The sequence below is a fragment of the Nocardia iowensis genome (assembly GCF_019222765.1).
Classification (GTDB): Bacteria; Actinomycetota; Actinomycetes; order Mycobacteriales; family Mycobacteriaceae; genus Nocardia; species Nocardia iowensis.
Map to the genome: position 1 here is coordinate 3,050,924 of NZ_CP078145.1, position 11,835 is coordinate 3,062,758.

The following is an 11,835-nucleotide window of genomic DNA, read 5'->3' on the forward strand; positions in this document are numbered from 1 at the left end:
TCGGCACTAGCTCCCCTGCACGGCATCGGCCGCACTATTCGGGGACAGCGGTGTAGTTGTCAGCCCATTCGAAACTGCGATAGTGGCTGCGGCAGCACATTTGCGGCTCCATCGGCTGCTCTTCGATTTCCGGCAGGTCCTGCAGTTCCAAGACGTCGGTCTCCATGGTTCGCCTCTTCCTTTTCCTGTGTTCTTCCGATCATGGTGGCCCATCGATGGATCGGCCGTGGTCGACCAGCCAGGAACGGGGACCGCCGTGTCCAAGGCGCAGCAAGAAGTCCAATACGCCGGCCAGCCCGACGTTGTAACTCGCGCAGACCTCACGCATCGTGTCGTCGGGAACCAGTAGCCTGCCGTCTCGTTCGGCCGCCCGGACATACAGGCAGGTAGCGATTTCCGCCGCCCACCGCCGATAGCGGTCCTGTCCGGTGGCCGCGGCGAGATCGAGCAGCAGCTCGGCGTTGCCCGATATCCCGTGGCAAGTGCCCGTCCCGAGGCGCCACCGGTCCCGGTACACCCGGTGTCCCGCGCGTTCGGCGAACTCGCGGAACCGCGGTTCGCCGGTCGCCTGCCAGAGCCGGACGAGAAAGGTGCCGATACCGGAGGTGCCGTTGCACCAGAAGTTCACGTCGAGGCTGCCCGCCCTACCCGGCCCTTTCGGCCAGCGTGCGCTGGCGCCGTGACATTCGGCCACCGCGCAGAGCGCGTGCCCGGCACCGATCGCGATCTCGATCAGGTCGGGTTGATTCAGGACGGAACCCGCGGCGAGCAGGAACGTCGCGTTTCCGGCGAGGCCGTGGCCGAAGCCGTAGGACGCCGACCCCGCGAGCTCGTCGCGGTACCTTGGCTCGGCCAGCCAGTCCACTCCGGTTTCAGCCGTCTTGGTCAAGTGGATCAGCCGCTCGGCGCACTCCATGGCTCGGTCGGCGAATCGCTGGTCACCGCTGGCTCGCCACAGCTGGAGCTGTGCGGAACCGGCACCGGCCAGGCCGTGGCAGATATCCGGATTCGTCCAGTCCAGCGGAATGCGCAGCGCGTATTCCAACGTGCGCTCGGCCAAGGCCTTGTCGCCCAGAGTCTGGGCAGCGGCGTGCAGCGCCCACACGGTTCCCGAGCGACCGAAATACAACCCGGGCAAGATCCGGCTCGGCACGGTCAGTCGATGGTCAAGCCAGCGTGCCGCGGTGGCCAATGCCGGTGTCACCCACCGCTGCCCGCAGCGCGCCGCGCGGTCGAGCACCGCGAGCACCCCGGCCGCGCCCAGTTGCACGTTGCACGGGTCGCCGGGCGGCAGCGCTTGCGGGCGCGGCCACAGGTACTCCCGATTCGGGGTCATCGTGTCGACCAGGTGAGCGAGTCCGTCCCGCAGCAGCCGGTCGCGATTCTCCTCGGACAGCGCTGGACCCGGACGAGCCTGCGCCACAACGGGTTCGGTGGCGAGGAACGCCGCGGCTCGCGGCAGTGTCCACCGGTCCGGTACGTCGGCGGTGAGGCCGAGGATGACCGGGGCGAGTGCGTGTAGCGCGGGGGAGGTCGGCGCGGCGGCCTCGACGATCGCCGCGATCCGCGCGCCGGTCGGCCGAGCGACCGGTGCGTCGGCAGCCAGCACCGGGTTGATGCCACCGGCGATATACAGCAGCGTGGCGCCCAGGCTGAAGCAATCCACTTCCGGGCCGGGGGCGGGCAGTGGTATCGCGCTGTTGCGGCGGGGCTCGTCGAAGTATTCCGGCGCACCGAATCCCGGTGTGCCCGCGACATATGCCAGTTGATCGGTGTGGATTGTGCATTCCATGTCGACGAGCACCGGGATGTTCTCGGGTGTCACCATGACATTGCCCGGTGTGAAATCGCGTAGTACGAAGCCCATGTCGTGTACCGCGCCGATCAGCCGGGTGAGCTCGCGCGCCAGCCGCCACACCTCGGTCACCGGCACCTGACCGTCACTCGGCCGAGCATGCACCGCGGGCCATCGTTGCAGGTTTGTGCCCGCGATCAGATCCTCGACGAGGAATATGTGCTCGGCGACCGCCACCACGTCGCGCACCGCCGGGGTGATCCGGGCCGGGCCGAGTTGGTCCAGGATGGCTGCCTCGTGCCGCAGCCGGTCCCGGACATCCTTCCCATCCGGATCCGTCGCGATATGCGGGCGTGCCTCCTTGAGCAGCACCTGTTCGCCGGTGTGCTGGTCGTGGGCGCGATAGACGCCGCCGCGATTGGCGTGCTGGATAGCGTGGGTGACCAGGTAGCGGCCCGCGATCAGCACCGGGTCGCCCCGCTTGCGTCCATTGGTCCGCGGTGGCGGGTCGAACGGCGGGCTGGCCCAGGCGGGCGGGGAAAACCAGGGGTTGCGCTCGTCGGCTACCAAGGTGCCGTCCGGCGCGGACAACTGTCCCTCATAGAATCCGGTGTCGTCGAGCCGGGTCGGCGACACGAAACAACCGAATCGGTAGTGCACCAGGCTGTCCGGCCGATAGCGCCGATCGGACAGAATCGACGGGCCGGCGAGCCCGAGGGTGGCGTCGTGCAACAGTTCGGCAAGCGCGCGCAGCTGATCGTCATCGATCGGGTACACGGTGAGGAACTTGCCCGACTGCGCGCGGTCGGCCCGACTCGCGTTGAGCTCGGCGACGATTCGCGGAGTCGCGGCGAACTTGAACGCGCACTCGTGCGCCACCAGCACCGGGACCGCGTTCGTCAATACCTGCGGCGCGGACACCGGAGTAGCGGACACATGCAACTTCCAGCCCTGTGTCCTGGACCGGTGCCCCGGCGGCGTTACCGTGCACCATGTGTCGCCTTCGCGCAGCCGCCATCGCGGGCCGATGGCGGATTCCGCCAGCACAGCCATGGCGATCGACCGATAACCCGATGTCACCGCCGAGCGCGGCGAGTCGGTCAGCACCTCGGTCATCGAACGGATGCCCCCCATCCAGTGCTCCAGAGCAAGGTGATCCAGGAGACATTCGATGCTATCGGCCGCCGAAGTACTTGTCGCGACCATACTTCTGGTGTGCGAGCAGGGGTTACAGCCCGAGTTCGGCCAGGCGGGCGGTGATGCGCGGATCGGTCGTGACGATCGGCGCTTCCTTGTCCACCCAGGAGTCGCCGCCGAAATAGGTTTGGAACATCCGCTCCGCCGTCCGGGTCGCCAGCGCCTGGGTGGACAGCGTCGGGTTCGGGCCGCCCAGGGAATTGGGCAACGCGGAGTTGTCGGCGATGAACAGCCGCTTGACCCAGCGGGCCTCCCCGTTGGCGTCCAGTACCGAGTTCACCGGCGAGGTACCCATCCGCATCGAGGAGTGTACGTGCAACAGCAGTGGCGCCCAGTCCATCCGGTACACCTTCTTCGCACCGGCCGCGCGCATGATTTCCGCGGCCCGCCACGCCATGAACTCCCGGTTCGCCAGAGTCTGCGACTTGCGTTGGCGCCGTGCGACATCGATCTTCGCGGGTGCGCCGTTCTCGTCGGCGGGGAACAGTGACGGAGTGATCCGGTTGCGGGGTTCGACATGGTCGTCGGTGATGACCAGAAAGTTGAGCAGATTGTCGATCCCGCCCGCCAGCAGATCCATCAGTTCGTGGCCTACCAACCGGCCCGCCGGTCCGTCCCATGGGCCGAACGGGCCGCGGCCGTTGTCGTATACCCCCCGAACCCCACTGTCGGACAGGCACATCGAGAATGCCTGGATCGCCGGGGTCAAGCCGACATTCTCGATACCGCCGTGACCGGGGAAATCGACTCGGGCAGCGGAGTTGGCGCCCTTGGAGTTTCCGGTGTATTCGTCGAAGCTGCCGACAACCCAGTCGAGGAAGTGATCGGTGTGCCCGCGACCCACCCAGTCGTTGGGATTGGGCAGTCCGCTGTTGAACCACAGCCGGGGGCTTTCGGTCGCGCCGCCGGCCAGCACCACCACCAGGGCGTCCTCGGTGAACTGGGCACCGGTGGTGTTGTTCCGCCAGCTCACCCCGGTCGCCACCACCTCGTTGCCGCGCTGTTCCGAATTGATCGAGGTGGCAAAGGAATCCGCGATCAACTTGACCGGTTTGCCGCTCGGCCGCACCGCGTCCGCCGCCAGTCCGAGCGGCACATAGCTGTTGTCCGTCGAACGCTTGGCAACCAGGTTGCGTGGCGCACGCACCGGCGCGTAACAGCCTTGGAAGCAGTGGCCGCAGAACGTGCAGCCGGTCGCGGCCGGATAGGTCAGCAGGTCGGTGCGGTCGGTGCGCCCGGCGTTGCCGCCCGGCTGCAGGATCGCATTCTGTTGCGGCCGAAAGGAAACGCTCGTCGTGGTCCGCGATGTCTGTACCGAGAGGCCCACGTTTTCGCAGCCGCGGAAGGTGATGGCCTCCTTGGTGCCCATCGCCGCCGTCTGTACCGGCAGGGTGGCCTCGACCCACTCCAGGTATGGCACGAATTCGTCATAGCTGAAGGGAAATTCGTGTTCTCGATCGTAGGCCGCCGCGTCCGGACCCGAATAGCCCTGGAACACACCGGGATACGGCCGGGGGCAGTTGCCGAAATAGTGCGCGGTGGTCCCGCCGACTCCGGCCAGCTGCCAGGCATACAGGTTCGACGCCCATTCGCGAAACCAGCCGGGCTTCCGGCGATCCTGCGGGCCGAAGCGCAGATAGCCGTCGGTGGGATTGTTCGCGTCGTTCTCCGCGTGCGACCACTGCGATCGCGGATCGGCGTGGCGCGGACCCGCCTCCAACAGCAGCACATCCAGGCCACGCCCGGCCAGCTCCGCCGCGACGACCGGACCGCCACCGCCCGCACCGATCACGATGACATCACGCATCGCGCACCTCCGTCCGCCCCTGGTAGTAGCCGATCAACTCGGGATGCCCGTCGACCAGCCCGTCCGGGCGGTAGCCGGTGAGCTCCCAGGACGGTGGTCGTCCGGAAACGGTGCGTGTCCTCGGGTCGAACATCTCCATCTCGGAATGCACACTGAAGGCCGCACTTTCGAGGACGAGCCCGCCCGCGAACCGGAGGAAGCCGGTGCCCGAGCCGCGAAGGGGAGCGGGCAGACCGCGGTCGACAATGGAGACCAGCTCCGGGATCGGGCGCTCGAGCAACTCCAGGACGCGGCATTTGTCGCGCAGGCTCAATCGAGCGAACGGTGAGCCCAGCGGTCCGACGAGGGTGCCGGGCGCGACGAGCACCGCCCCGAAGTTGAGGGCAAGCATGACCAGAACCGACAGCGGCAGTATCCGATCCGAATACATGTACCCGAGCGACTGATCGATTCGCCTGCCTTGCTCAGGCGACAGCCCGAGCAGCGGCGCCGGTATGCCGAGTTCGTCCAACGCCTGCCCGAAAGCCAACGCCAACGGCCTGGCCAGCTGATCCCCGGCGGCCAAATAGTTGTCGAACAGACCCATCATGAACTCGCCGCCGCCGACCTCGATCACCCCCGGCCCCGCCCGCGGCGTGCCCTGCACCCGTGACCACTCGTCCGGCCCCGGAAACACCATCACGCACACGCCGCGCAAGGTATCCAGCACCACGGCGTCGACAGCGGCAAGGGGACCGACCGGCTGAGCGTCCGCGACGCTTGGCGAAATGACCCCCGCCCCCAGCGATCCGGCTCCGGCACAGGCCACGAACCAGGCCACCCGTGTCAGAAAATCTCGCCGATCCAAAGCCGTGGCGGCATCGTTCTCGTCCGACATCGTAGGCTCCTACCGGAGTCCGGAATGACCTGAATCAACCGTATCGGCGTCAGGCCGCCGCCCTGGGCCGTTTGCCCGAAAATGTTCTGGTGCACAGCTCAAATGCTCGCCAATTGTGAACTGCACCAAAGCCTCTCGCTCAGTCGCTCTATGCGGGGCCTGCCCCGGCGGCGGCTACCCGAGCCGCCAAGTTCTGTTGGGCCCATGCGAGGTTGACGGGGTAGTCGGGGTTTTCGGGATGTGCGGCTGTCAGGGCTTGGTATATGCGGACTGCCGTGGCGGTCACCTCGACTGCCTCGTTGCCTGCCGGTAGGTACGCGCCGATATAGACCAGGTTCGAGGCGACGGAGGCTCGGGTTAAGTGATCAGCATGGGTGGTGTCGAACCGTGCTGTCAGTTGGGCTGCTTCGGTGCCGAGGCCGACCGCGCCGTGGGGGTGTCCGGCACTGTGATGGCGGGCGGCGAGGTTGTGCAACGCCCACGAGAAGGTGTTCAGATACGCGGGATCGTCAGGGAAGTCGACGTTCAGTTGCCGGAAGGTCTGAGTCCCCGCAGTCGTGACATCGACCGCTTCCTCGCCCGCGGGCAGATAGGCGCCGACGTATACGAGGTTGGCGGCGACATGCGCTTTGACGTTCGCCGGGGCGGCGGTGGCATCGAATCGCTTCGGAAGATCGGCTGCCTCCACGCCGAGTCCGACTGCGGCCCCCGGGTTTCCGGCGCCACTGTGCCGCGCGGCAAGGTTGTGTAGTGCCCAAGAAAGGCTGTCGAGATAGCCGGAATCGCTGGGATAGCTGGTATTCAGTTCGCGATAGACCCGCACGGCCGCAATCGTGACATCGACCGCCTCGTCACCCGCCGGTAGATACGCGCCGACGTAGGTGAGGTTCGACGCGACGTGGGCACGGACGCTCGGAGTTGCGGCGGCCAGTTCGAACCGCGGTGGTAGCTGGGCTGCTTCGGTGCCGAGCCCGGCGGCGCCGGGTGCGTTTCCGGCGCTGTGGTGACGAGCGGCGAGGTTGTGCAGCGCCCACGAGAGGCTGTTGAGATACTCGGCATTGCCGGGTTGGGCGATGACGAGGTCGCGCAGTAGTTGGGTGCCTGCTGCAGTCACCGCGACGGCTTCTTCGCCAGCCTCGAGATAGGCGCCGATGAAGATCAGGTTCCCGGCGACGTCCGCGGCGATGACGGGCTGGGCGGCCAGTCCGCGGATTTCGGCGGCGGCCTGCAGTGCTTTGCGGCCGATGCCCGCGGCTTCGGTGTGCCGACCTACTGTTCGAAGCTTTTGGGCTACTTCGTGGTAGGCGCGGATGACATCCGGGTACCAAGCGGGGCAGGCGGGCTCGCCGGTGCGTTCGGCATGGGCCGGATTTCGGAAGTCGAGGACGAGCGGGGCGTCGCAACCCGGATAGCGGATCTCGAAACGGCCGGTGTGACCGTCGGACCGCAGATACTCGCCACTGGCCAGCGGAAGTCGCTGCAAGTCTGGCTCGAGAATCGTGTCGCCGAAGCGCTTGATGCGCGAGGAGTACCGGTCACCCCTGACGAACCCGGCACCCCAAGCACGGTCCGAGGCCGGTGCGATGACGAACTCGATCCGATGCCCGTCCGGCGAGTTGAAGACATAGTCGATGCCGGACCTAAAATAGGAAGAGTCCGCGATGATGTCGCGGTTGCGGTCCAGGGTTCGCTGCCGGAATTCATCGAATCCCAGCGTGGCCTCCATCGCGTAGATGAACGCCCAGTTCGTCGGCCAGTCCCGGTCGTGTCGGCCGTCGAGAAAGATCTCGCCCGGAGGCGTTACCAGTACGACGACGTGCAGTCCCAGTTTCCCGCGACCGGGGAAGTCCTGGTTCAGGTCGAAGAAGTACCAGCCGACCAGCGGCACCGTCGGATCTTTGAGCCATGCCGGGATGCGCAGGTTCGCTCCGCACGCGAACCCTCGCCAGACGGCGGTATTCACGGCGCTGCCCGCCTTGGGCCAGGGATCGAGCCGGATGAGCTGCTCGAAGGTGAAGTTGCCCCGCGTCGGCAGCAGCGTGATCGCTTGCGGCCCACTGGCATTCTCGTATTCGACGATTTCGTCGTGCCCGTAGCCGCTGTTGAGGAACACGCCGCCCGCGGTCAGCAGGAACGACGGTGAGCGGTAATAGATTTCGACACCCGCGTCGGCCTGCTCACCGGCCCGAATGACCGGCCGGGAGCCGTGGTGGAACAGGTGCGTGCCGGACCACGTGTTGTCCATGGCGAGCACGTAGGCGGCAGCTGGCGGCCGGTACCGGGCGAGACCGACGATGAGACATTCGATGTACCACAGGCCGGGCATGTGCTTACCGGGCTCCCCGGTGGCCGTGCGCGGTGGCCCGGCGTACTGATGGAAGAAGCCGGTCATCGGATCGGAGGTGGCGGAGTAGAAGTTGTTGCGGTCCGGCGGGCTCTCGGCATTGTTGTTGTCCCGCAGCCGCCGAAACGGTCCGAGCCGGCGCAACTCGCTGCTCGACACCGCGAACTTGACCATCAGATAGTCCAGCAGGACCCGAGCGGCTGTCGAAACCTCCGGGTCCGCGAACTCCTCGAGATTCAGCAACGCGTTCGTGGTGTAGCGCAGATACGGCCTGGAGTTGAACTCCAGGAAGTCGTGCCTCGCCGCGACCTGTAGCCGCCCGAGCAGCCACTCCCGCAACCCGTTACGACTGTTGTCGTACTCGATGCGCGGATCCCGTTGGTGGAGTAGTTGATTGGTGAGGTAGCGCGCGCTCTCGATGAGCAGTAGATGGTTTTCCGATTCCGCGATTTCGAGGCACGGCGGTCCGCCGATCAGCGCGAAGACCACCGGGCCGACGATCGTTCCGGCCGCGGCGACCGCGACCTCGCCGAGTTCGGACCAGTTGCAGCACAATTGCCTGACTTCGACACTGTCGTCGTGCCTGCCGCGCATCGAAAGCAAACGGTCGAGCAGGTGCGCACGGACCCGCGGTTGCAGCAGATCGTCGTAGCGGAAAGCGATCGCGACGAGATGCTTGAGCAGCGTGTCGTATTCGCCGTTGAGCTTGTTGCAGTACAGGACCGTGAGACCACTGAGGTGTTCGCCGCTGTCGGTACCGACCGGGCCGGGCGCCAAGTTGAGAATGGCCTCGTTGACGATCGTCACCTGGAAAAGCCGATCGCCGGGGACCGCGTAAGTCAGGTGCCCGCCATCGTCGAGGGACGACCGATGATTGCGTATTGCCTGCAAATGTGCGACCAGGTAGGCACCCAGATCTTCGTTCTCATACAGCTGCTGTGCCGGTCGGACGGTAGTGGTCGTCGCAACCGCGTGCACCACCGCACGGCAGCGCGCGGTGTCCGTGGCGACGGCGCGTGCCGGGGTGCCGCCGACCGTCGTGACATCCAGCTCGAAACCCTTGGTCGGTGGCCGGAAGCCCACCGACATCAGCGGCATAGCGGGCCCGACTTCACCCACCGGCGAGTCGGGTAGACCGGGATACAGGTGGAACTGGTACTGGGTCGCCCCAACCGTTCGCGGATCGAATTGGTAACCACCGCAGCTGAATTCGATCCACGCCGGGTCGGGTTGCAGGTACTCGGTGAAGAGCGGGGTCATCTCCCGGAACCCCTCGAGCCGGTAATGGGTCGGCCGCAGCCCATCCGCCTCGGGATACGCGGCCGGACCCCAGCTGACGAAAATCGCCTCGCGGACCGCGTAGACAACACTGACCAGGTTTCCGAAGCGGGGATCCACACTGATCTGACCGCTCGAAAAGTTCTGCTGCAGTTGGCCGTTCGGTTGTGCGATGACCGGCCCAGCGGGTCGGCCGAGCGGTCCCGCCCACGCGTCGTACAGATGCCAGCGGTCCGCGATCAAACCTTCGACCGGCGCGTCGTCCGGGAAGGGGCTGACGCCGACGCGACCGACGGTGAATCCGATCCGCTTGGTATACCCCTGCCTGCAGGTATCTCCATCCGCGTCGTCACAGCCCCGGACCTGGAACTCGTAGCGGCCAGCGCTTTGGATCCGCATTGTCCGACGCCCGCGGGTCAGGCGATGCGGCACGTCCTCATCGAAGAAGAAGGTGGTGGCCGCTAGCCCGAGGCCCTTGTTGTCGATGAAAGCCTCGAATTGCCAATATTTGTAGCGATAGTGGTCGCTGGCGAGCTGCCATTCGAAGCAGGCGTAATCCCGCAGGCGATAGCAGGTGACGATCATGTCCTGCGCGACCGACCACGCGATCTCGCCGCGTTCGAACTGCTGGGTGCGGTTTCCGGCCGCGTCGACGGTCTCGGCGGCGATCGGGCAACCCAGTGGGCCGTATTGGGCGCCGGTCTCCCGCCACCGATCACCGATCGAACCGACCGCGTCCTGAATGCACGTTGTCATCGTCGTATCTCCGATTTGGTAAGCCCATCTGACTAATTTAATCAGTCTCTCTGACTTATTTCAAGGGGTTGTTCAGACGGTGCGTGGTGCTGACCGGGACCGCTGCACGGCCGAGGGCCGACCCCGAATCCGGGGTTGCCCTTTGAATAACTAGGAGTACGCTCAGAAATGAGTCCACTCATTATTGGGAGGTACCGCAGCAGATGACCACGCCTGGAGCAGCGCAAGTCGGCCGCCGACTGCGCAATATGCGAGACAAGCAGTCCCGCATCTTCGAGGCCGCGGCGGCGCTGTTCGCGGAACGTGGCTTCGACAGCGTCACCACCCAGGAAATCTCCGAGCGCGCGGACGTGGCCGCCGGGACGCTGTTCCGGTACGCCTCGTCCAAGGGCGAGCTGCTGCTGATGGTCTACAACGAGGATTTCCGGGCGGCACTCGAGCTGGGTGACCAGGCATCGCGCGCCGAGGACGACCCGGTCCAGGCGGTACTTGCCATGGTCCGGCCGATTCTCGAAGCCGCCGACCGGCGCGTCGAGAACACCGTGGCCTACCAGCGTGAGCTGTTGTTCGGTGCACCCGCCGAGCAGTACCGCGCGGAAGGTCTCGCCTTGGTCGCACGGCTGGAGGCGATGATCGCCGACCGGCTCACCGCGGCCGCGACCGTCCGCGGTGTCGACGCGAATCACCTGTTCGCCCGCGCATTGCTGGCGGGTCGCAGTGTGTTCGCCGTGCTGCATCTCATCCTCGCCCGGCCGTCGACCGGAGCTCATCCGGGTCGGGACGCGACCGGCGACCTGCGGGACCAGATCGCCCAGATCGTCGCGGGTTTCCTCGCCTCGATCGGTGAAGTGGACGTCGAGGGGCGAACCTCGCCTCCGGCAGGAAGGAGAACGCAATGACCATCCGCAAGGTGACCGTCCTCGGAACCGGGGTTCTCGGTTCACAAATCGCGTTCCAAACCGCGTTCAGCGGATTCGACGTCACGGCCTACGACATCAACGACGATGCCCTGTCCGCAGCGCGCGATCGCTTTACCAAACTGGTGGCGATCTACCGGGACGAGGTGGACGGCGCGGGCGACGGCAAGGCCGAAAAGGCTGCCGAAGCCATCACCCTGACCACCGATCTCGCCGCGGCGGCGAAGGATGCCGACCTCGTCATCGAGGCGGTGCCCGAGGTGCTGAAGATCAAGCAGGAGACCTACCAGAAGCTGGGCGAACTGGCGCCGGAGCGAACGATCTTCGCCACCAACTCGTCCACCCTGTTGCCCAGCGACATCAAGGATTCCACCGGACGCCCCGACCGGTTCCTCGCGCTGCACTTCGCCAACGACGTGTGGCGGTACAACACTGCCGAGGTGATGGGGACGAAGGAGACGGACCCGGAGGTGTTCCGGGCGGTCGCCGAGTTCGCCGACGCGATCGGCATGGTGCCGATCGAGTTGCACAAGGAGAAGGCGGGCTATGTGGTCAACTCGCTGCTCGTGCCGCTGTTGAACGCCGCCATGGCACTCAGCGCGGGCGGTTACGCCGACCCGGAGGCGGTGGACAAGACCTGGCGGATCGCCACGGGCGCCCCGTTCGGACCGTTCCAGATGATCGACGTCATCGGCCTCACCACCCCGTACAACATCCTCGCCAACAGCAGCGACGAGAACGGGAAGAAGCTCGCGGCGTGGCTGAAGGAGAACTACATCGACAAGGGCAAGCTCGGCGTAGCCAGCGGTGAGGGCTTCTACAAGTACTCGTAACCGCAAGCGCGGCAAGTCATTCCGAACCAGT

7 protein-coding genes are annotated in these 11,835 nt (G+C 66.1%); 2 read left to right on the forward strand and 5 right to left on the reverse strand.

The genetic code is table 11. The annotated features are described in order from the left end of the window. Positions 1–34: 34 nt before the first annotated feature. The 5 genes from KV110_RS41780 to KV110_RS14045 all read right to left on the reverse strand — a co-directional run bounded on the left by KV110_RS41780 (position 35) and on the right by KV110_RS14045 (position 10,054). The gene (locus tag KV110_RS41780; RefSeq protein WP_281427766.1) at positions 35–166 is read right to left on the reverse strand and encodes a hypothetical protein; all 132 of its coding nucleotides are present in this window, start codon (positions 164–166) and stop codon (positions 35–37) included. Between the two features lie 33 nt (positions 167–199). Next, positions 200–2,929 carry a class IV lanthionine synthetase LanL gene (lanL, locus tag KV110_RS14030; RefSeq protein ID WP_218476505.1) on the reverse strand — a complete coding sequence of 910 codons (2,730 nt, stop codon included), beginning with the start codon at positions 2,927–2,929 and terminating at the stop codon, positions 200–202. Positions 2,930–3,023: 94 nt separating this feature from the next. Then, positions 3,024–4,799: a GMC oxidoreductase gene (locus KV110_RS14035; RefSeq protein ID WP_218476507.1), complete on the reverse strand. Its 1,776-nt coding sequence runs from the start codon at positions 4,797–4,799 to the stop codon at positions 3,024–3,026. Next, positions 4,792–5,676: a twin-arginine translocation signal domain-containing protein gene (locus KV110_RS14040; protein WP_218476508.1), complete on the reverse strand. Its 885-nt coding sequence runs from the start codon at positions 5,674–5,676 to the stop codon at positions 4,792–4,794. The genes KV110_RS14035 and KV110_RS14040 overlap by 8 nt, the downstream gene beginning before the upstream one ends. A 148-nt stretch (positions 5,677–5,824) precedes the next feature. Then, positions 5,825–10,054 (reverse strand): LGFP repeat-containing protein, encoded by a 4,230-nt coding sequence (locus KV110_RS14045; protein WP_218476509.1) that lies wholly within the window; start codon positions 10,052–10,054, stop codon positions 5,825–5,827. Between the two features lie 203 nt (positions 10,055–10,257). Between KV110_RS14045 and KV110_RS14050 the strand changes: the two genes are divergently transcribed. Then, positions 10,258–10,953, forward strand: a complete 696-nt coding sequence (locus KV110_RS14050) for a TetR/AcrR family transcriptional regulator (protein WP_246634524.1) — start codon at positions 10,258–10,260, stop codon at positions 10,951–10,953. After that, a complete protein-coding gene (locus KV110_RS14055; RefSeq protein WP_218476510.1) occupies positions 10,950–11,804 on the forward strand; it encodes a 3-hydroxyacyl-CoA dehydrogenase in 855 nt (284 codons plus the stop codon). Before KV110_RS14050 ends, KV110_RS14055 begins: the two co-directional genes overlap by 4 nt. The last annotated feature ends 31 nt before the right edge of the window (positions 11,805–11,835 follow it).

What these genes read in the sequence shown, in the direction of transcription:
- KV110_RS14045 (WP_218476509.1), bottom strand. Translation starts at nt 10,054, where the DNA reads ATGACAACGTGCATTCAGGACGCGGTCGGTTCGATCGGTGATCGGTGG.
- KV110_RS14055 (WP_218476510.1), top strand. Translation starts at nt 10,950, where the DNA reads ATGACCATCCGCAAGGTGACCGTCCTCGGAACCGGGGTTCTCGGTTCA.
- KV110_RS14035 (WP_218476507.1), bottom strand. Translation starts at nt 4,799, where the DNA reads ATGCGTGATGTCATCGTGATCGGTGCGGGCGGTGGCGGTCCGGTCGTC.
- KV110_RS14050 (WP_246634524.1), top strand. Translation starts at nt 10,258, where the DNA reads ATGACCACGCCTGGAGCAGCGCAAGTCGGCCGCCGACTGCGCAATATG.
- KV110_RS41780 (WP_281427766.1), bottom strand. Translation starts at nt 166, where the DNA reads ATGGAGACCGACGTCTTGGAACTGCAGGACCTGCCGGAAATCGAAGAG.
- KV110_RS14040 (WP_218476508.1), bottom strand. Translation starts at nt 5,676, where the DNA reads ATGTCGGACGAGAACGATGCCGCCACGGCTTTGGATCGGCGAGATTTT.
- lanL (WP_218476505.1), bottom strand. Translation starts at nt 2,929, where the DNA reads ATGGGGGGCATCCGTTCGATGACCGAGGTGCTGACCGACTCGCCGCGC.